Source organism: Levilactobacillus zymae DSM 19395 (assembly GCF_001434115.1).
GTDB lineage: Bacteria > Bacillota > Bacilli > Lactobacillales > Lactobacillaceae > Levilactobacillus > Levilactobacillus zymae.
In genome coordinates, this window is record NZ_AZDW01000032.1 from 1 (window position 1) to 18,964 (window position 18,964).

21 protein-coding genes are annotated in these 18,964 nt (G+C 54.6%); 13 read left to right on the forward strand and 8 right to left on the reverse strand.

Annotated elements, in window-relative coordinates:
- Positions 1-114: 114 nt before the first annotated feature.
- Positions 115-807 (forward strand): NAD(P)H-dependent oxidoreductase, encoded by a 693-nt coding sequence (locus FD38_RS06755; RefSeq protein ID WP_057732592.1) that lies wholly within the window; start codon positions 115-117, stop codon positions 805-807.
- The gene (locus FD38_RS06760) at positions 800-979 is read left to right on the forward strand and encodes a hypothetical protein (protein WP_057732595.1); all 180 of its coding nucleotides are present in this window, start codon (positions 800-802) and stop codon (positions 977-979) included. The genes FD38_RS06755 and FD38_RS06760 overlap by 8 nt, the downstream gene beginning before the upstream one ends.
- Positions 980-1,174: 195 nt before the next feature.
- Here the strand turns inward: FD38_RS06760 and thiD are convergent, their stop codons facing one another.
- A complete protein-coding gene (gene thiD, locus FD38_RS06765; RefSeq protein WP_057732597.1) occupies positions 1,175-1,993 on the reverse strand; it encodes a bifunctional hydroxymethylpyrimidine kinase/phosphomethylpyrimidine kinase in 819 nt (272 codons plus the stop codon).
- Positions 1,994-2,147: 154 nt separating this feature from the next.
- On the opposite strand from thiD, the gene FD38_RS06770 reads away from it, so the two are divergent.
- Both FD38_RS06770 and codA read left to right on the forward strand, forming a co-directional pair.
- A complete protein-coding gene (locus FD38_RS06770) occupies positions 2,148-2,393 on the forward strand; it encodes a hypothetical protein (protein ID WP_057732599.1) in 246 nt (81 codons plus the stop codon).
- Positions 2,394-2,459: 66 nt separating this feature from the next.
- The gene (codA, locus tag FD38_RS06775; protein WP_057732601.1) at positions 2,460-3,701 is read left to right on the forward strand and encodes a cytosine deaminase; all 1,242 of its coding nucleotides are present in this window, start codon (positions 2,460-2,462) and stop codon (positions 3,699-3,701) included.
- Positions 3,702-4,112: 411 nt separating this feature from the next.
- Here codA and FD38_RS06780 read toward each other — a convergent pair whose 3' ends face one another.
- The gene (locus tag FD38_RS06780; protein WP_057732603.1) at positions 4,113-4,586 is read right to left on the reverse strand and encodes a hypothetical protein; all 474 of its coding nucleotides are present in this window, start codon (positions 4,584-4,586) and stop codon (positions 4,113-4,115) included.
- Positions 4,587-4,867: 281 nt separating this feature from the next.
- On the opposite strand from FD38_RS06780, the gene FD38_RS06785 reads away from it, so the two are divergent.
- The 6 genes from FD38_RS06785 (at position 4,868) to FD38_RS06810 (ending at position 10,925) form a co-directional block, all read left to right on the forward strand.
- Positions 4,868-5,749, forward strand: a complete 882-nt coding sequence (locus tag FD38_RS06785; protein ID WP_057732605.1) for a ribonuclease H family protein — start codon at positions 4,868-4,870, stop codon at positions 5,747-5,749.
- A 38-nt stretch (positions 5,750-5,787) separates the two neighbouring features.
- Positions 5,788-6,252, forward strand: a complete 465-nt coding sequence (locus tag FD38_RS06790) for a VOC family protein (protein WP_083485301.1) — start codon at positions 5,788-5,790, stop codon at positions 6,250-6,252.
- 120 nt (positions 6,253-6,372) lie between these two features.
- Positions 6,373-6,975, forward strand: a complete 603-nt coding sequence (locus tag FD38_RS06795; RefSeq protein ID WP_057732608.1) for a sugar O-acetyltransferase — start codon at positions 6,373-6,375, stop codon at positions 6,973-6,975.
- 926 nt (positions 6,976-7,901) lie between these two features.
- On the forward strand, positions 7,902-9,491 hold the full coding sequence (locus tag FD38_RS06800) for a BCCT family transporter (protein ID WP_057732895.1): 1,590 nt from the start codon (positions 7,902-7,904) through the stop codon (positions 9,489-9,491).
- Positions 9,492-9,657: 166 nt separating this feature from the next.
- Positions 9,658-10,116: a universal stress protein gene (locus FD38_RS06805; RefSeq protein WP_057732610.1), complete on the forward strand. Its 459-nt coding sequence runs from the start codon at positions 9,658-9,660 to the stop codon at positions 10,114-10,116.
- A gap of 122 nt (positions 10,117-10,238) precedes the next feature.
- Entirely contained in the window at positions 10,239-10,925 is a 687-nt protein-coding gene (locus tag FD38_RS06810) for a beta-phosphoglucomutase family hydrolase (protein WP_057732612.1), read from the forward strand.
- Here FD38_RS06810 and FD38_RS06815 read toward each other — a convergent pair.
- The gene (locus FD38_RS06815) at positions 10,864-11,256 is read right to left on the reverse strand and encodes a DUF488 domain-containing protein (RefSeq protein ID WP_057732614.1); all 393 of its coding nucleotides are present in this window, start codon (positions 11,254-11,256) and stop codon (positions 10,864-10,866) included. The genes FD38_RS06810 and FD38_RS06815 overlap by 62 nt on opposite strands.
- A 122-nt stretch (positions 11,257-11,378) precedes the next feature.
- Here FD38_RS06815 and FD38_RS06820 point away from each other — a divergent pair, with 122 nt between their 5' ends.
- On the forward strand, positions 11,379-12,023 hold the full coding sequence (locus FD38_RS06820; protein ID WP_057732616.1) for a DNA-3-methyladenine glycosylase: 645 nt from the start codon (positions 11,379-11,381) through the stop codon (positions 12,021-12,023).
- A gap of 43 nt (positions 12,024-12,066) precedes the next feature.
- The gene (locus tag FD38_RS06825) at positions 12,067-12,924 is read left to right on the forward strand and encodes a helix-turn-helix domain-containing protein (RefSeq protein ID WP_057732618.1); all 858 of its coding nucleotides are present in this window, start codon (positions 12,067-12,069) and stop codon (positions 12,922-12,924) included.
- A 216-nt stretch (positions 12,925-13,140) separates the two neighbouring features.
- On the opposite strand, the gene FD38_RS06830 is transcribed toward FD38_RS06825, so the two are convergent.
- The 3 genes from FD38_RS06830 to FD38_RS06840 form a co-directional block, all read right to left on the reverse strand.
- Positions 13,141-13,863: a demethylmenaquinone methyltransferase gene (locus FD38_RS06830; protein WP_057732620.1), complete on the reverse strand. Its 723-nt coding sequence runs from the start codon at positions 13,861-13,863 to the stop codon at positions 13,141-13,143.
- Between the two features lie 18 nt (positions 13,864-13,881).
- Entirely contained in the window at positions 13,882-14,673 is a 792-nt protein-coding gene (gene map, locus FD38_RS06835) for a type I methionyl aminopeptidase (RefSeq protein WP_057732621.1), read from the reverse strand.
- A 135-nt stretch (positions 14,674-14,808) separates the two neighbouring features.
- Entirely contained in the window at positions 14,809-14,988 is a 180-nt protein-coding gene (locus tag FD38_RS06840) for a hypothetical protein (RefSeq protein WP_057732624.1), read from the reverse strand.
- 240 nt (positions 14,989-15,228) lie between these two features.
- Between FD38_RS06840 and FD38_RS06845 the strand changes: the two genes are divergently transcribed.
- Positions 15,229-16,650 carry an MFS transporter gene (locus FD38_RS06845; protein WP_057732626.1) on the forward strand — a complete coding sequence of 474 codons (1,422 nt, stop codon included), beginning with the start codon at positions 15,229-15,231 and terminating at the stop codon, positions 16,648-16,650.
- A gap of 168 nt (positions 16,651-16,818) precedes the next feature.
- Here FD38_RS06845 and FD38_RS06850 read toward each other — a convergent pair whose 3' ends face one another.
- Both FD38_RS06850 and FD38_RS06855 read right to left on the reverse strand, forming a co-directional pair.
- Positions 16,819-17,613: a hypothetical protein gene (locus FD38_RS06850; protein WP_147007820.1), complete on the reverse strand. Its 795-nt coding sequence runs from the start codon at positions 17,611-17,613 to the stop codon at positions 16,819-16,821.
- 194 nt (positions 17,614-17,807) lie between these two features.
- Entirely contained in the window at positions 17,808-18,662 is an 855-nt protein-coding gene (locus FD38_RS06855; RefSeq protein ID WP_057732631.1) for a hypothetical protein, read from the reverse strand.
- Positions 18,663-18,964 lie beyond the last annotated feature (302 nt).

Consider the following 18,964-nt stretch of genomic DNA (forward strand, 5'->3'; position numbering starts at 1 on the left):
CTAGGACCAATTTTTAACTACTGGAATTTAGGGACTTATGTCCCAAACTCTTTTTTGGCGGCGTTAAGGCCGTTCTATGCTACAGTAAACGCAACGATGAAGGAGTTGACGGAGATGCAAACGTTAGTCTTGGTGGCCCATCCGCATTTGGCGGATTCGACCACCCAACAATTCTTTAAAGCGAGTTTACCCAGCACGGGGGTGACCTACCGCGCCCTTACCGCACAGGAAACGTACGATGCGGCACGTGAGCAGGCCGCGTTACGGCAGGCGGACCGGATCATTTTTCAATTTCCGTTGTACTGGTACGCGGCACCGGCCAGCCTCGCCCAGTGGGAGGCGGCCGTCTTGACCCGGACCTTCGTGTACGGTGACCACCGTTACCCGTTAGCGGACAAGGAGTTGGGTGTGGTGGTCACCACGGGGATGCCTGCGCAGGCCTTTCGCCGGGGCGGGACCGAAAACGTGACCATTGATGCGTTGATGGCCCCGTTGGCGGCCTTAGCTCACCGGGCCCACATGACCTGGTTGCCGACCCTGGCGGTCCACCAATTCAATTACTTAGACGAAGCGCAAAAATTACAACTGGTGGTGGACTATCAGCGTTACCTGACCCAACCGGCCCCCGATACGCTGGCGAACCGGCAAGCCTGGTTTGCGGACCGCTTACCGGCCATGGTAGCGCAACTAGCCCCGGCCGATCGGGCAACCGGGGAATTGATCGTCACGACTATGACGCAACAACAAGACGACTTAGAAGCCCTCATGGCCACGTTAGCCATGATTAAGGAGCAAGACGATGACTGATAATCAAGCATGGCTACACCAACAATTACAGGCGCTGGCCCAGCACCAAGCGAAGTTTACGGACCGGGCCTTCTGGGTCGCGCTAGACCATTTAGCGGCCGAACAGGCGCGACGGCAAGACCAGTTACAGGGCGAAATCGATGGTCGCACCTGGCGGCCGGATAAATGGTAGGAAAAAGAGTGGGATAAAAGGCGGTTAGCTGACGAGCATGAACGATGGTTCGTAAGACGGATAATCCTGAACCTGGATTAGCTGACGATTCAAGGGGTTAAGCGGAACCAGATGCCCTTTGGCGCACGTTTCGACACTAGATATTTGGAGACGAAAAAGAACCCAAGACGCTTGTCTCAGGCTCTAATATTAGAATTAATCGTAAGTCCGTTCTTGGGCGGCCCAGTGATTGATGGGACCAAATTTGTGCGCCACATCGATTGGATTGCCAATTGCGGTGTTCACGAAGGCCTTGGCAATGGTGATGGCTTGCTTCATCGGCGTTCCCTTGGCGAGTTCGGCCGTGATGCAGGCCGACAGGGAGTCGCCGGTCCCGTTGACCCGGTCGGTGGCGTGGTAGGGTTCGCTGAGCCAGAAGCTGTCGCCGGATTCGAGGAGTACGAAATCCCGAACGGTCGTCTGGTCGGCAATCGCGTGACTGCCCTTGGCAATGATGTTTTTAGCCCCCATGGCCTGCATCTTTTGGGCCGCGGCAACCATGTCCGCATCCGTGTGGATCGTGGTCTCGGCGATCTTTTCGACCTCGTAGAAGTTCGGGGTGAGAACCGTTGCTAAGGGGAGTAGCTGTTTCCGCAGTGTCTCAAAGGCACTCTCTTCCAGTAACTGGTTGCCGTGCTTGGTCATGATGACGGGATCGACCACCAGCGGGCCGAAGTCGGCCGCCTGATAATTACGCACAACGTCGTTGATCAGTTCGGAATCGGCGAGCATCCCCGTCTTGGCGGCGCGGATGTGGTAATCGGCCGCCAGGTCCTGAAACTCCTGGTCGATGAAGTTGGTGGGCAGCGGAACGCTGGCGTGGATACCGTACGAATTACCGGCCACGCAGGCCGTGATCACGGAAGCGCCGTAAACGCCGCGGGCAAAAAAGGTATGTAAGTCGGCTTGCATGCCGGCACTCCCATCGCTATCGGAGCCCGCGATGGTGAGGGCTTGTGGATAAGTATTAGTCATCAGAACATCCTCCTTAGAACAAACTTAGTTGTTCTAAGGATAGCATGAAATCCTGAAAATGCACCCAGAGATGTTTCAAAGATGATGTGAGGGGATGAAAGAATTGTCGCGACAACAATGGCGGGGGTTAGTTTGGGGCCTGGTGGGTCTTTTAATGGGTGTTTTTGCACTCAACGGCGCCACGGGCTGGGCTTACCGCATGATTGGCCAGGAACCCGTGACTTTATCGCTCGGGTTAGGCGGATGTGTGATAAGCTTAATAGGAATCGTGAAGGCGTTTCCCCATCAGTCGGGCTGGTGGCTCGCGTGGTTGGTCGTGGCGACGTGGGTCGCGGGCCTCGGCGCGCTGGCGGACGGACTGCTGTTGTGGTTTGGCCAAACGGTTTCGGGATTTTACTAAGTCGGGTTGCAACGCATCGGATGGTGTGGCGACGGACATACCCGTTTCAGGAGGAATAAAGTAGACATGTTAATTCAACAAGGATTGATTGAAAACGCCACCGCTCCACAGGATATTCGGATCGAGGACGGCAAGTTTGCCGCCATTGCGGACCATCTCACGCCGCAAGACCACGAAACGGTCATCGACGCGCAGGGCAAGCTGATTTTGCCACCGTTTGTTGATCCCCACGTGCATCTAGACAGCACCATGACGGCGGGAGACCCCGAATGGAACCAGTCCGGGACCCTGTTCGACGGGATTCGCATCTGGGGAGAACGCAAGAAGACGTTGACCCACGATGACGTGAAGCAACGTGCCCGGCAGGCGTTGGAACTGCAGGCCTCGCACGGGATCCAGTTCGTTCGCTCCCACGTGGACGTGACCGACCCGAACCTGACGGCGTTAAAGGCGTTGCTGGAAGTTCGTGACGAGGTCAAGGACTTCATCGAACTCCAGTTGGTGGCCTTTCCGCAGGACGGCATCCTGTCGTTCCCTCACGGTAAGGAATTGATGGAACGGGCCGCTAAGCTGGGCGTCGACGTGATTGGGGCCATCCCGCACTTCGAGTTCACCCGGGAATACAGCGTGGAATCGCTGCATTTCGCGGTCGACTTGGCGCAAAAATACGGCAAGTTGGTCGACGCGCACTGTGACGAAATCGACGACCCGGCGTCCCGGGGACTGGAAACCTTGGCCACGTTGGCTTACGAAACCGGCTTGGGGGACCAGGTCACGGCCAGCCATACCACGGCCATGGGCTCGTACAACAACGCTTACGCCTACAAGTTGATGCGCCTATTGCAGCTTTCCCATATCAACATGATTTCTAACCCGCTGATCAACACCCACTTAGGCGGTCGGTTTGACACCTACCCGAAACGCCGGGGGCTGACCAGAGTTAAGGAACTTAACGAGGCCGGCGTCAACGTGGCTTTCGGGGAAGACGACATCAAGGATCCGTGGTACCCGATGGGTGATGGCAACATGCTCGATGCTCTGCACACCGGGATTCACGTGACCCAGATGATGGGGTACGACGATATCTTGAACTCGTACCAGTTTGTCACGACTCACGGGGCCAAGGCCATGCACGTGGCCGACCATTACGGCCTGTCAGTGGGGAAGCCAGCTAACTTGGTCATCATGAATAGCGATAATTTCTATAACGCGCTGAACACGCGAGCCGAGATCCTGTACTCGATCCATCACGGCCGCGTCATCGTTAAGACCGACCCCAAGCAGGTCCACTTAAATTTGACGAAATAAGTTTGAACTAATTCAGAAACTAGAGTCTGTCTTAGAAGACTAATTTAGAGGATTCAGCGCCTCCGGGCCAGTCAGAAATGGGCTGGAACGGAGTGGGCACGGCTTCAAGCCCATAGTTCAGGTCTTGAAGACCGACCTGTGTCTGAGGTTCGAGCTGGCAGAAAACGCCAGCCAACACAAATTTCACTCCTGAGCTCATTTCTGACTGGCCTTCCAGCTCATACGAGTTATAACAGTAATTAAACGGAACTCTTTTCAGCAAAGGATAATGGGTGGTCATTTAAAGTGGTGATTGAGTTTTAAGACAGGCCCTAGTAAAAGATCAACGTGCGTCCTCGCCAGCGATGGCTTGGGCGCACGTTTTTGTGTCAATTTGGGCAAAACAAAAAGCGTTCCGTGAACTCGGAGCGCTTACTTTTTCAAGTGTTTGGTCTTTTTCACCGTGGAAACCGTGGGCTTCTTGGGCGTCTCGACGCTTTTTTTCTTCTCGTGATGTTGCGCGCGAAGTTGTTCTTTTAAAACCTCAATTTCGTCGACGTGCTTGGTTTTCCATTCCTGGTAGGAACTGGCCGAATCGGTGTCGTTGGGCTTTAAGCCGGTGTTTAACCAGAAGCAGGCTTCAGAGAGGCTCGGAAAGTTATGGATCCAGAGCGTTTGACCATTATCGGAGTCAAAGGCAACGTAGGAGCGAAAATGCTTCTTTAAAAACGTGTGCCGTCGGATCTTGAAGGCTTCCCGTTTACGCGTGAGACGATAGTCGGGCAGGATGTACTGGCCGGAGAGGGCGAGTTCGGGGAAACGTTCACCCCGTTGGTCACGTTGATCTTTCAACATGGCGCGGGCTTGGTCGACGGTGATGAGGGTGGCGCGAATAGGACTTTCCATAAAAAACCTCCTTAAAAATTTAGGCGAGATAACAGATCAATCCCCGCCGGTCAGTAAAATCCTTCTACCTACTAGGTTAGCATAATCCCTACATGATGAAAACAATTTCTCCCTCTAAGTTACCCATTCTTAACGTTCCGCTAGTCGGAAAAGTTAGGGCTGACAAGACCCGCCAATGGCCAATATGGTAACGGCTTCATGATTTTGGTAATGCCCATTTTCATCGAAGTGCGGGAAAAGTATGGTAAACTAGCTAAGATTAGTGCGAAAGTGGGGATAGAATGGCACAAAAGTTTTATGCGGTTCGTCGGGGACGACAACCGGGTATTTATCGCACCTGGCCGGACGCGCAAAAGCAAGTGAGCGGGTATCCGGGCGCACAGTACAAGAGTTTTCCCACCGAGGCGGCGGCCAACGCCTTCATGACTGGGACGGCCACGCCTACGACTCAGACCAAGACCGGAGCGGTCAAGGCGCGAGCAACCGGTTCGGCAACGCCCGCCGAAATCACCGTCTATACGGATGGTGGTTCCCGGAACACGGGTAACGTGGCGGGCGGTCACGTGCGGAACGACGACAAGGCCGCTTGGGCTTACCGAATGGAACTCCCGGATCAGGTCGTGACCGATTCGGCCGGCGAATGGGGAGCCAGCAACAATCGCATGGAAATCATGGCCTTCTTACGGGCCCTGCAGCAGTTAAGTCGGTTGGGTCAAACGACCAAGGCCGTGCAGTTCGTGTTGGACTCCCGCTACGTGTTAAACGCGGTCACGCAGGGGTGGTTAGCCGGTTGGAAGCGCCGGGGTTGGAAACGCAGTGCCGGTCCGTTGGCTAACGCCGAACTATGGCGGGAAGTCGACCAACTATTACCGCAATTTACGCAGTTGAGTTTTCATTGGACCAAGGGCCACGCCACCAACCAAGGTAACGTGTTTGTCGATCACCTGTTGAACCAGACCATGGATCACATGACCACGCCGGGCGTGACGCCGCCGGTGACGGGGCCCGTCACGGCAACTAAGGCTGCGGCACCGGCTTCCGCTGCGACCACGCCGACGCAACCGGCGACTCCAGCGGCCCAGCCGGCGAGTCACCAAACGGTGGACCGGTCGGTCGCGGCCATCCGGCAAATCTTGCGGGATGCTGGGATCAATGATCAGTAGGAACCACTAGACTAAATTAAAGTAACGAGGTACCGATGATGCAAGCAAAGTTAATTCCCTATTTGGAATTTGAAAATGCGAAGGAGGCCCTGGCCTATTACCAGGACGTCTTTGGCGCAACCGACGTCTACCGCGTCAGTCCCACGGTGGATGAAGCGGAACAGTACGGACTGGAACCAGAGATGGACTTAGACCAGTTGACCATGCGCGGGGGCTTTCGGTTATTAGGTCTCGACGTGCAGTGTGCCGACGCCTTGATGGGGCAACCCACGTCGTCCACGTTGATTTCGTTGATGCTGGTCGTCGATGAAGACGATAGCGATAGCGTCAAGGAATTACTGGCGCTGTATCAGCGGTTGATCAAGTCCGACGTGAAGGTCATCAACCCGTTTGCCGACCAGACACAGGGCGGTAAGATGGGCCAAATCGTGGACGCTTACGGGATCACTTGGATCCTCAGAGAAGCGCCGTCGATGAGCATGAATCCGAACGTCGAAGATTAAATTTAAATCTGGTGTGTGGCGGTCATCCTCAGGGGTGAGCGCCATTTTTTAGCTGGCGCGGGTTTTGAGGCCCACCCGCCAGAAGTGGTATGATGGCCCCAAGAGGAGTGATGTTAGACTATGGCAACAGAACGGGAAAAGATGACGGCGGGTCAGCCGTATAACCAATTCGATCACGAACTGATCGCACGGCGGACGACTGCCCGCAAGCAACTACGGGCCGTTAACCAACTAGACGACAACGACGCGCGCAATCAGGGGTACCGGCAATTGATTACCGATACCGGCGACGATTTCTTCGTGGAAGCGGGCTTTAAGTTTGATTACGGGTGGAACATCCACATCGGCGACCACTTCTACGGCAACTACGACATGACCTTCTTGGATACCTGTCCCATTACCATCGGGGAACACTGCTACTTTGGGCCCAACATTGGCCTGTACACCCCCGTGCACCCCTTGAACGCCATGGCCCGGGTGGCCGACGTGGAAATGGGCGCGCCCATCACCATTGGCGATAACGCCTGGCTGGGCGGTCGGGTCACGATTCTGCCCGGCGTCACGTTGGGCAATAACGTGGTCGTGGGCGCTGGGTCCGTGGTGACCAAGTCCTTCGGCGATAACGTGGTGATTGCCGGGAACCCGGCACGCGTAATCAAGGAAATCGATAACGGTGAGACGGGCAACGCGGCCGCCAAGGCGCAGTGGCCCCAGGCTTTTTAGTTGCCGGCCAAAGGATAGTGGATAACTAAAATTCTCATCAAATTCTTAGATTCGTATCATGATAGGCGGTGGAACCGGTTTCTTTAGTCAGAACGGCGGGAAACCACTTGTGCCGTTTTACTAATCATGCCGTCCGCGTATAATAAAACGTGGATATTGCTTCACAGGAATGCAGTCGTAGCGGCTGTTTAGGCGCATGGCGTCGGACTCGTGGGACGACCCGGTTCGGCGCTTTTTGTGTATCTTGGGGAGTAACGCTCTGAACGATGGTGGTTCAGGCGAAACATTGAGGAGGTAATTGATGATTTCTAAATTCAACTAAACATCTGTTGGCGCTTCTTGCCAACAACGTTTCGAATGCGGTTATCATTTACGATTACCGAAGATTGGCTGGAAGTTAAGTTCGCCGTAAATCGCAGTTCTATCCGTGTGACCAGACCCATTGGCGTTTTGCCAATCGTGAGGCCTCAACTTGCGACGCCGTGGCGCGTCAGACGGACCATTTACCCGGAGTTAACTTCCGTAGGCACTAATTTTAGTTAAGAGGCTTCTCGTCAGTATCTTGCACTGCAGGCCAGACCGAAGAAGGAAGGAAAATCTGCTACTGATTTTAACCTAGCGAAACTAGGCTGAACGTGCAAAAACTCTATCAGTGACGGTGAACCCGTCGCTGCGCCCAACGAAGTGTCGTCAAAGCTTCGTTAAAAATCTAGAGATACTGAAAACTTTGTGCGACATTGTCGCCAACAAAGCGCTGTACCGGTTGCTAGCCGGGAATTTACGCTTGTGGACTAGGCACTCAGTTGTACAGGATACAATTTGACCAGTGCCAACTAGGACGAAGCAAGAAATTCTGGAACTTAAACTGAGTCATCAGTAGCAGGATTTTTATTTTAGCGCGAAAAAATATTGATAAGTTAGTGTTCGTGCCAACGTTTGTCTTGTTTGCCATTGCGTCCGTGATCTTCATCATGGGCGGCGATCGGCTACAGACGGTCTTGGGGTCGATTCTGAACTGGATCGATACCCAGATGTCGTGGGCTTACCTGTTGGTCTATGCGATTAACTTTTTATTCTTTATGTATCTCGCCTTTGGAAAATTTGGGAAAATTAAGCTGGGGGACCCCGACGACAAGCCGCGTTACAGCAGCTTCCAGTGGGGAAGCATGGTGTTTGCCACGGCGATCGATGCCAGTATCTTGATGCTGTCCATCGTCGACCCCTTACGCTACTTACAGCACCCGGCCTTTGGGCTGAAGCCGTTCTCTACGGCGGCCTACGGGGCAGCGCACATGTACGGCCAGTTCAACTGGGGCCCCATGGCGTGGATGATGTTTGCGCCCGCGACCATTGCGATTGCTTACGTCTTATTCGTTAAGCACGGTAAGGTCCAACGGGTCAGTGCCGCCATTACCAGCCTGCAAGGCGACAGCCGCGGCAAGAAGATTGCCCGGCAAGTCATCGACTTCTTAGTGGTCTTCGGAATCATGGGGGGCATTGGGTCTTCCGTCGGGATGGAAATTCCGATTATCTCGAAGGTCTTAAGTCGTTTGACCGGGGTTCAAGACAACCTGGCGCTCAAGATTGAGCTCTTTATTATTCTGTTTATTCTGTTTGCCGTCACGGTCTTCCACGGGTTAAACGGGGGGATCGACCGGTTAAGTGCCGCGCACATCTGGACGGCCTTAGGACTCTTGGCCTTGATTCTGATCATCGGACCGACCGTCTATATTCTGAATTCTGAAACTAACAGTCTGGGCTTAATGGCCCAAAAGTTCATTTCCATGTCCACCAACACGCTGCCGAACGGTGGTGACTCCACGGCCCAACAGGAGACCATCTTCTATTGGGGCTGGTGGTTGTCCTACATGCCCGTCATGGGACTGTTTATCGCCCGGATCTCCAAGGGACGGACAATCAAGCAGGTCTTGGTCGGCATGCTGACCTACGGGGCCTTAGGGTGCATGAGCTTCTACGCCATTTTCGGGGGCTACTCCCTGTGGCTCCAACGGACCGGGGCAGTGAACTTGGTCCACATCTTAAACACGCAGGGACAAGCCGCCGTGGTTGCCACGGTGATTGCCACCTTACCGTTTAAGATGATCGTCTTAGCGTTGTACTGTATCTCGTGTTTCATCTTCTTGGCCACCACGATTTCGTCTTCGGCGTTTATCGTGTCGTCGTTTACCAGTCTGCACTTAGACGACGGACAACAACCAAGTCGCTGGAACCGGATGATCTGGGTCGTAGTCTTCATCGTCTTCTCCTTCGGGATTGTGATGGTCGGGGGCTTCAAGACCGTGCAAACCGTGTCGACGATTGCCGGGTTCCCGTTAATGATTGTTTGCTTACTTCTATTGCATTCGATTTGGCACATGCTGACGGCCAAGACGGCGCCAGCCAAGGCCACCGAACCAGTGATGGTACCCAAGCCAGTCGTGATGCGGCGGATTACCGTCGAGTTACCGCGGGCCGTGCGGGGACCAATGATCTTATCGCCGGACCATGCGCGCTAAGGGCTTAATTTAAACGATTAAAATCAAACAGCAATCCGGAACTTAGGTTTCGGGTTGCTGTTTTTGCTTGCGGCCGCTGCACCGATACTGGAACCGGTGTGGTGGTTGCGTTTCCGATTAGGCTTGTTATAATGAGACCAGAGATTGTGACGCCAGGAGGGGTTTTATGCCAGATGAAAATTACCGACCACTGTTTTTCCACCGCGTGTTGATTACCATCGATGAAGATGATCGGCCGTCAACCGCCCGGGCCTTTCGCTTTGCGTTGACCATGGCCCGGGATTACGGGGCGGAACTCGGAATCGCGTCGGTTCTAGAAAGCGATGATATCAGCATCTACGAATCGCTGATGCCCGATAAGGTCCACCAGAAGCGGCAGGAACTCCAGGACGTGGTCAAGGACTACGCCGCCAAGGCCAGAGACTTTGGCGTGGAGAACGTCCGGCCCATCGTGGCGGAAGGCGGCGACGTGGACGACGTGATCTTGCAACAGATCATTCCGGACTTTCAACCGGACTTGGTCGTGTGCGGGGCCGACGTGGACTTTGCCAGTCACGGGCATCCGGGGGCCATCGGGTTACGATTAGCCCGGAAGTCCGACGTGTCCGTGATCGTGATTCGGTAACAAAATCGTTAAACCAAGTGACTTAAATAAGCGTCAACGGTGTAGGCCGTTGACGCTTTTTTGTCGCCAGATAGGTGTATAATAAGACTTGTTAACACCCATGATGACGAGGGGGTAATCGAATGACGACGATTCATGGTTTCTTATTCGATCTGCACGGGGTCATTGCGGACTCGTGGCAGTACCATTTGAAGTCCTGGCAGACCGTGGCCCAGGAGCTCGCCGTTCCCTGGACGGCAGCGTTAGCGACCCGGTTACCGGGGATGAGTCGGGCGGACTCGCTGACCACGATTCTGGCCTCGGTCGGGCGAGAAAACGACTTGACGCCGGCCCAATTCCAAGCCATGACCGACCACGAAAACGACCTCTACCGCCAGTACGTGGCCGCCATGACCCCAGCGAACCGGTTGCCCGGGGTGACGGCTTTTCTGACCGAACTTCAGCAAGCGGATTACCCGGTTGCACTGGCCTCGGCGTCGACGAATGCGGCGGCCGAGATCGAACGGTTGGGACTGACGGCCGTCTTCGATAAGATCGTACCGGCCGCGAGTCTGGCCGCCAGTAAGCCCGCTCCGGACGTCTATTTGGCCGCGGCCGACCTCTTACACTTGGCGCCCAGTGCCTGCGTGGCGTTTGAAGACACCGTCACGGGCGTTCAGGCGGCAACGGCCGCGGGGTGTATTACCATCGGCATCAATGCGAACCCGCTGGAACCGGTCGCCGCCATGTTACCGGGCACTCACGCCCTTAGTCTCGCAACCGTGCGGCGGGTACTTGCCCCGCAAGTTGTGCTTGCAGAAAGGCCTTAAGCACCACGGCCTGGTTGTGGGTCTGGTCCTTGGCACCGTACAACAGGATCACGTCTTGGGTAGCGAGTTGGTCGGTCAGTTGCTGTAAGAACGCTGGGAGGGCGGGATTAGCCTTTAATTCCGCCAGGTAGCGCGTTTTGAATTCGGGAAATTTTTCGGGATCGTGGTTGAACCATTTCCGCAAATCGGTCGAGGGGCCGATTTCTTTGTCCCAGTGGTTCAGGTGGGCGTTGACCTTAGAAATGCCCCGGGGCCAGAGGCGGTCGACCAGGACGCGGTAACCGCTAAGATCGGCTGGCTTGGTATAAATTCGTTCTAATTTTAGTGCCATCAAAGCATCATCTCCTAGGGCCTATTCTACCGTTTGTTGACCAACGTGCAAAGGGTCTGGGTGATTAACCAATTAGTTGTGGGGCACCATTAGTTTTAATGATTTTGAAAGGAGTGGCGGCAATGACAGCCATCGGTGATTTTTACACGGGGCGGCCCACCCCAGAGATTGCCCGCGACCTGCTGGGCCACGAGCTGATCTACGAGACACCGGCCGGGGTAATGAGTGGCTGGATCGTGGAGACCGAGGCCTACCTGGGTGAACAGGACACCGCCGCCCACGCCTTTAACGGGCGGCACACGGCGGCCAACGCGGCGCTGTATGATGCGCCGGGCACCATTTACATATACGTCTTACGGGGCTACTACATGCTCAACGTGGCGGCCCAACCGCAAGGCACGCCCCAAGGAATCTTGATTCGGGGTATCGAACCGCACCGGGGACTTAAATTGATGCAAATCCACCGCGACAAACCGGTGCCGGACGTGACCAATGGCCCGGGTAAGTTGATGGCGGCGTTAGGGATTCACACCAAGGACTTGAACCGGACCTTGTTGGGCGCGCACAACCTGCGGATTACGCCCACGGCTGAACGGATTCCCCGCCGGGTCACGGCTTCGGCTCGAATCGGGGTCAGTGCGGGAAGTTGGCACGACCAGCCTCTGCGTTTCACGGTCGCGGGCAACCCGTTCGTTTCGGCCAGCCGGAAACGCGATTGGGACCGGCTACAACATGGTTGGCAATCGAATGATAATCTTGTACACTAAAAGTACAAGTCCAAAACCATTCAAGGGATGAGGAACAGATAAAATGAACGTAGATATCTTCATTGAGACCCGCAAACGGATGCACCTGTCGCAAGATCAATTAGCACAGGGCATTTGTACGCAGGCGACTTTAAGTAAATTTGAACGTAACGGGAAGGTCCCGTCATTAAAAATTTTATTACAACTCTGTGACCGCTTGGAACTAACGCTCGACGACCTGTTTCCGGTCAATCAAAGTGGCGACTCCAAGCGCGCGGTGATTCTGGAATCGGCCGAAACCCACTTGCAGCAGGAGATGTACCCGTTAGTGCATGCCGACTTGGAGAAGCTCGGCGATCCCGTCGACGACTCCGTCACGTTCCAGTTGCGCTATTACTTCTTGCGCGGGTACGCCACGGCGTTGTCGCACGGGAGCATTAGCGACGCGTTGTACGACTTTTCGCAGATCTTAAACCGCTTGGACGAAGGCCACCACTCAATGTACGCCATGCTGGCCTACACGGGAACGGGCATTGCCTATAACCAGGCCAACGATTCCAAACGCGCGGAATTTTATTTCAACAAGGTGTTCGGTGAAATTCGAAACCTGTCGTTTAAGACCCGTCATAGTATTTGGCGGGCCCTCAACATCATCAATTACACCGCCGAGTTCTATAGCCAGCAGGGGGATTATGAGACCAGCGACGATTTGCTAGCCTACGGGGTCAAGGTCTGTGCGCAGTACCACGTTACGTTCTACTTGGCGCGGATCGTTTTACGTCGGGCGTTGAACCTTCAGCAGCACGGGGCCGACCGGGCTAAAATCCAACAAGATTTGGACGACGCGGCGGCTTTTGCGCGGCTCAACAACAACCAACACGTGTTGGGGCTAATTCGTGACGCCGAAGCCACGCTAGACTAAACCCAGGCAAATTAAAAGGCACTTTCCAGGAGTTGAACTTCTGGGAAGTGCCTTTGTTATTTCTGATAAATTGGACTTGGTTGTTAATTGGTCCTTAGTCAGAATGATTAATTTTTAACATTTGGTTTCGGAGAACACAATTAAGATGCCACCGATTTTAGTGTGAGCTGGAAGCGCTGAGCCCTCTAGATTAATCTTTTAAGCCAGTTCCTAGCTCTACTGACGCGGTTTCAATCCAAAGTGCACGGCCGCCGCACCCAGATTGAACCGGGAAAAGTGGACCTGTTGGAGGCCCGCCTGGCTGAACATCCGGGCCAACGCCTCGGCCGACACGAATTCGTGAGTGGTCCGTTGAAGGTAGTTGTAGGCTTGGTAGTGGTGGGCCACCACCCGGCCCATCAAGGGCACTAAATGCCCAAAGTAGACCTGCCAACCGGCGTGGACCAACGGATTAGTGGGCTGCGAGGTTTCCAGGCAGACCACCTGGCCGCCGGGCTTGACCACCCGCGTCATTTCGTTTAAGACCTGTTGGGCGTCGGGAACGTTGCGCAGACCGAACCCGATGGTGACTACGTCGAAGTGGTTGTCCGGGTAGGGCAGGTGCATGGCGTCACCGGTCTTTAGGGTGATCTGACTTTGGAGGTGGGCCGCGGCGACCTTTTGGCGCGCGACCGCCAGCATCTCGGTACTCAGATCGAGGCCGACCACTTGACCGCTGGGCCCGACCGCTTGGGCCAGTGAAATGGTCCAGTCACCGGTGCCGCAGCACAGGTCGAGGGCGAAATCGCCCGGGGCCACCCGCATGGCGCCCATGACCCGGCGCCGCCAGAGTTGGTGGGTGCCCAGGCTAATCACGCTATTCATCTGATCGTACTGGGGCGCAATCTGGTTGAACAGGTGCGCCACGGTTTTTTCGGACGTGTGGTTGGTTAACGCCATGGCAAGGGCCTCCTTTGATTAAAGATACTTCGCGTCGAATTCGGGGTCCTGGGACGTCAAAATCTTGGGACCGTCCTTGGTGATGGCCAGGGTGTGTTCGTACTGGCAGGACAGGGACCCATCGGCCGAAACGTAGTATTCCCACGACTTATCGGCGGTTGGCTTAGACTTGATCTCCCAGGTGCCTAAGTTGACCATGGGTTCGATAGTGATGGTCATGCCTTCGCGTAACCGTAACCCGTGGCCCGCTTCACCGTAGTGGGGGACGTTGGGTTGTTCGTGCATGGTCGGGCCGATGCCGTGGCCAATCAGTTCCCGGACGTCGCCCATATGATTTTGGGTTTCGACGTAGTCTTGGATGGCGTGGCCGATGTCACCGATGCGGTTCCCCACCACGGCCTGGTCGATACCCAGGTACAAGGCCTTTTTCGTGACGTCCATGAGCCGCTTAGCGTCGGCGCTGATGTCACCGACCGCGTAGGCCCAGCAGGAATCACTTTCGAAGCCGTCTAAGTTGACGGTCATGTCGACCTTGACCACGTCGCCGTTCTTTAAGATCAGGTTCTTGCGGGGAATGGCGTGGGCCACTTCGTCGTTGACGCTGACGCAGGTGGCGTACTTGTAGCCTTCGAAGCCCTTTTCGGACGGTTTAGCGCCGTGTTCTTCGATGTACTTGTTGGCAAATTCTTCGATTTCCCAACTTGAGATGCCGGGCTTGATGAGCTTCCGTAGGCCCAAATGAACACCGGCCAGGACCGCACCGGATTCACGCATCTTTTCAATTTCACGAGCTGATTTAATGGTTATCAACGTGTTACCCCCTCTAAATTACTGAACACTTCTAATTTACACCTAAATGGCCGATTCGGCGAACCAAGCGTTGCCGTTCGGGGTGCCAGAACCCAAAACGAAGGCGAGATGGTGGTCTCGCCCTCGTTGGATGTGCTATTCAGTCTTGGTCAACTGCGTGATGTCCCCGGCCTCAATCTTGTTTAAGAGGTGCTTGGCTTCTTCGATCCGGGCATCGCAGAGGAACCGCATGGAGCTGTTCTTATCCTTTTCCGCTTCGTTCATTTGTTCGGTGAGAAAATTGATTTCATCGTGTAAATAACTTACTAAGTCCATGGCTTGCCCTCAATTCCTTTAGATTACCAGAATGATTTCTATTCCTAATAGACTCCATTGTACCAAAAAAGGCGCCGGAAGTAACTTATCCTGCCGGGGCGGGACTGGAATCGCGGGAAGCTAAGTTAGTGGCCGAACTGGGGCGATTTGCCGGGCGTTACGAGTTTACAGAAACCGGGAAAAGGGCTACGATAGAATAGTTAAGAACAGTTCTAAACTAGGCAAAGAGGAGTGGGTAAGATGGCAGAAACACAACCAATTGATTTAAAGGGGCGGCCCTATAATCATTTAGCGTTTATCTGGACGCTACTGGCCGGGACGTTTACCATGTCCATCAGTCAGTCGTCGCTCTCGACGGCCTACCCGACACTGATGCGTTACTTTAACGTGCCCGCGTCGACCGTTCAGTGGTTGACCACCGGGTTCATGTTGGTGATGGTGGTCATGATGCCGGTCAGTCCGTGGTTGTTGAATAATTTGCGGTTCCCCGTTTTGTTCATGAGTATGTTGGCCTTATTCGATGTGGGGACCTTTATCATTTACCTGGCCACCAGCTTTCCGTTGATGATGCTGGGGCGGGTCATGGAAGCCATGGCCGTCGGAATCATGTTCCCGTCGTATCAGACCGTGATGTTACGAATCACGCCGGAAGATAAGCGGGGCGGTGTGATGGGCTTTGCCGGGTTGGTCATGGGTTCCGCGTTAGCCGTGGGCCCGATCATTTCCGGAATCGTCCTGAAGTACACCACTTGGCAGGGGCTCTTCGTGGTCTTCATGTTGATCATCACGGTGGTCTTCGTGGTCTCACTCAAGACCATTAAAGACGTGATGCCGCAACACACGTCACGGTTGGATTACCTGTCCGTCGTGGGGAGCTTAGGCTTCATCGGTATCTTGTACGTGGTCAACCAGATTGGTAAGACCGGCGTCAACTGGGGGCTCCAAGGGGCCTTGTTGGTCGTCAGTCTGTTACTGGTCACGTTCTTCGTTTGGCGGCAATTCCACGTCGACACGCCGCTGTTGGAGTTACGGGTGCTCAAGACCTTTAACTTCGACTTGGCGGTCCTGCTGACCGGGACGTCGTACATCGCGCTGATTGTGGTCACGATTATCTTTCCGTTGTATTATCAAACGGTGCTGGGCTTATCGCCGTTCGCCTCTGGGATGTCGCTGGTTCCCGGGGCCGTCTTGCTCAGCCTGTTGAACCCGGTCACCGGGCATTTGGCAGATAAGATTGGCTTCAAGGGCACCATGTTGACCGGGATGGGCATGATTGTCGTCGGCTGGGCCTTACTGGTCCTAATGCCAGGCAAGCAACCCTTACTCAGCATGATTCTGATTGCGGCCCTGATTGAAGGGGGCAACGCCTTCGTCATGATGCCCGCCGTCACGTTGGGGGCTAACTCGTTACCCGATAACTTGATCTCACACGGGACCGCTGTCATCACCACGGTGCGGCAGATTCTGGGGTCGACCGGGGTCGCCGTGGCCACACTGATCTTGGCCATGGTCACGGCTAGTCACAAGGCCACGACCACGGCGGCTAACGCCAATTTGGCGGGCTACCGGGCGGTCTTTGCGACCTTCTTAGTGGTCTCCATCGTGGGCTTCATCTTCGCGGCCATGCTACGGGACGGTCGCAAGACCAAGGCACAGGCTTAAACCGGTCATTGAAGTCGTTGCTGGGAGCGGTCAAAAAATGGGCTGACCCGGGAACACTGCGGTTACTAGTTTAAAATTCCAAGTCAAATAATGATTAACAACCTTTAAAAAAGAGCCGCCATTCTACGCTGATGCGTTCAATGGCGGCTCTTTGACTAATTATTCGGTTTAATCGCCAGGGCCATCGTTGCCCAGCGGGGTGAAGTAGGCGTGACCGCCAAGCGTATAGCGGCTGTAGAACCAGCCGGCCAGATCGTTATCACTGTTCCCCGGATTGTGGATGGGACGGTGATTGTTGGTCAACGTGAGGCGGTAGCGGGCCGTACCCGTCCGTCGTACGTGCTTGGTGGTGAGTCCGGAAAGCTTAGTTTTGAAGTACAGGTAGCGCGTTCCGTGCTTGGTCACCTTAGTCCGTTGGATTTTGGCGTGAAGCGTGGGGGTGACCTGTAGGCGAGCGGTCGCTAGCACCTGATGATTGGGCTGGTAACGGTCGAGGTAGCCGTCAGCGGTCAACTGAATCCGGTTAGCTTCTTGGTTGCCCGCGGCCCGGGTAATGGCCGCCTGGCTGTGACCGGGATAAAGGTCGCCGTAGCTATAGGCTGGTAGAAACGCTGGTCGTTTGACCTTGACCAGCGTGCGGGACTTCAGGGTGGTCATCTCCCCCGAAACGGGAATATAACCCTGTTTAATCAACGGCTTGAGCCGTCGATAGCTGAGCAGAGAAGCGTCTAACCGATAGTTGGCGCCAGTTTCGTGTTTGGCGGCCAACGTCACGCCCTTAGGCAGGGTGAGCGTTTTAGTTTTGGCACTTTGGTGGCTGTGAATGGACGTGACCATCACATGGAGCTTGGTGGTCCGGGTCGTGCGGTAATGTTGCGCGATATGTAAGAACAGTTTATCGGCGGTGGTGTTGCCGATTTTAACGGTCCCACTGGCGGCCAATGCGGAGCTGGGGGCACTCATGAGCCCCAAGCCCAGCAGGCCGGTCATCAGACCGAGTATTGGTTTACGGATAAAATCATCTCCCAAAAGTTGTTCATTAATAGTATAAGCTTGTAGTTTCGGGGAAGGTAACTGGTCCCATGAGGTGGGAATGGGGACAAAAACTGGTCCGGGGCGCGGTGGCCCAGGACCAGTTGATTAGAAGATCAAGTCCATTAATCGCCGGACCCGTCGTTACCCAGTGGCGTGAAGTAGGGCTGCTGACCTAAGCGGTACAAGCTGTAGAAACTACCGGCACCGTCATCATCCGAGTTTCCCTGTAGGTAGATGGGCTGATGACGGTTGGTCAACGTGAGACGGTAGCGGCAGTTTCCCGTTGAACGAACGTGTTTCGTGGAGATGCCCGCGACCTTAGTCTTGAAGTACAGGTAGCGCGTGGCCCCCTTGATCGTAGTTTTTTGAATCTTGGCGCTGCTCTGCGGGCGTAGTTGTAAACGCACAAATTGGTTGGCTTTTGAGTTGGTAGCCACGTGACGTTCGAGGTAGCCATCGGAGGTCAGGAGAACTTTGGGACCGGCCTGTTCACCGAAAACGTGATTGATGGCCTTAGTGGTTTGGCCGGGGTAGAGATCCCCGTAACTGTATGCCGGTAAGTAGGCGGGCCGCGCCACCTTCGTTAGGGCGTGGGCGCTAGCCTTAATTCTGCCATAGAACTGGTCGGTGGGGACGACGCCCTTTTTGATCAGGGGCTTTAAAACACCGTAGCTTAGTTGCGCCGCGTCTAACTGATAAACTTTACGGTTGGCGATGTTGTTGGCGGCCAGGACGGTCCCCTTGGGGATGGTCAACGTTTGCGTAGCTGCCGCGGTGCTAGTGCGGGTGATGGGGTTGGTGTCAATCTGAGCTTTGACGGCCTTAGTGGTGCGATAGTACGGCGAAATATGTAAAAATTCTTTGAAAGCTGTGGTGGAACCAATTTTGACGGTGTATTTAGCCGCCTGAACGGAGGTGTTTCCCAGAAGCCCCAGTCCCATAAGAAGGGCGATACTGCCCAGTAACCATTTTTTCATCAGTAACTGCCTCCATGGTGATTAGTTACGCTTAGTATACGCCGGTTTAGGGGGAGGTAGCTAATAAAGAAAAAAGGTGTAGCCGTCACCCCCAAAACGGGCTGATGGTTACACCTAAAGTTAACGATTAGTTCTGGAATCAAAATGGTTAGAGCCTGTCTTAAAACTCAAGTACAGGCTTAAATAGTCATTCATGACTCCTTCAGCTAAAAAAGTTTCGGTTTAATTTCTGTTATAACCTGTGTAAGCTGGAGGGCCAGTCAGAAATGGGCTCAGGAGTGAAATTTGTGTTGGCCGGTGTT

Excerpts from the sequence above, each read along its gene's own strand:
- FD38_RS06755 (WP_057732592.1), top strand. The coding sequence starts at position 115 with ATGCAAACGTTAGTCTTGGTGGCCCATCCGCATTTGGCGGATTCGACC.
- FD38_RS06760 (WP_057732595.1), top strand. The coding sequence starts at position 800 with ATGACTGATAATCAAGCATGGCTACACCAACAATTACAGGCGCTGGCC.
- thiD (WP_057732597.1), bottom strand. The coding sequence starts at position 1,993 with ATGACTAATACTTATCCACAAGCCCTCACCATCGCGGGCTCCGATAGC.
- FD38_RS06770 (WP_057732599.1), top strand. The coding sequence starts at position 2,148 with ATGGGTGTTTTTGCACTCAACGGCGCCACGGGCTGGGCTTACCGCATG.
- codA (WP_057732601.1), top strand. The coding sequence starts at position 2,460 with ATGTTAATTCAACAAGGATTGATTGAAAACGCCACCGCTCCACAGGAT.
- FD38_RS06780 (WP_057732603.1), bottom strand. The coding sequence starts at position 4,586 with ATGGAAAGTCCTATTCGCGCCACCCTCATCACCGTCGACCAAGCCCGC.
- FD38_RS06785 (WP_057732605.1), top strand. The coding sequence starts at position 4,868 with ATGGCACAAAAGTTTTATGCGGTTCGTCGGGGACGACAACCGGGTATT.
- FD38_RS06790 (WP_083485301.1), top strand. The coding sequence starts at position 5,788 with ATGCAAGCAAAGTTAATTCCCTATTTGGAATTTGAAAATGCGAAGGAG.
- FD38_RS06795 (WP_057732608.1), top strand. The coding sequence starts at position 6,373 with ATGGCAACAGAACGGGAAAAGATGACGGCGGGTCAGCCGTATAACCAA.
- FD38_RS06805 (WP_057732610.1), top strand. The coding sequence starts at position 9,658 with ATGCCAGATGAAAATTACCGACCACTGTTTTTCCACCGCGTGTTGATT.
- FD38_RS06810 (WP_057732612.1), top strand. The coding sequence starts at position 10,239 with ATGACGACGATTCATGGTTTCTTATTCGATCTGCACGGGGTCATTGCG.
- FD38_RS06815 (WP_057732614.1), bottom strand. The coding sequence starts at position 11,256 with ATGGCACTAAAATTAGAACGAATTTATACCAAGCCAGCCGATCTTAGC.
- FD38_RS06820 (WP_057732616.1), top strand. The coding sequence starts at position 11,379 with ATGACAGCCATCGGTGATTTTTACACGGGGCGGCCCACCCCAGAGATT.
- FD38_RS06825 (WP_057732618.1), top strand. The coding sequence starts at position 12,067 with ATGAACGTAGATATCTTCATTGAGACCCGCAAACGGATGCACCTGTCG.
- FD38_RS06830 (WP_057732620.1), bottom strand. The coding sequence starts at position 13,863 with ATGGCGTTAACCAACCACACGTCCGAAAAAACCGTGGCGCACCTGTTC.
- FD38_RS06840 (WP_057732624.1), bottom strand. The coding sequence starts at position 14,988 with ATGGACTTAGTAAGTTATTTACACGATGAAATCAATTTTCTCACCGAA.
- FD38_RS06845 (WP_057732626.1), top strand. The coding sequence starts at position 15,229 with ATGGCAGAAACACAACCAATTGATTTAAAGGGGCGGCCCTATAATCAT.
- FD38_RS06850 (WP_147007820.1), bottom strand. The coding sequence starts at position 17,613 with ATGAGTGCCCCCAGCTCCGCATTGGCCGCCAGTGGGACCGTTAAAATC.
- FD38_RS06855 (WP_057732631.1), bottom strand. The coding sequence starts at position 18,662 with ATGAAAAAATGGTTACTGGGCAGTATCGCCCTTCTTATGGGACTGGGG.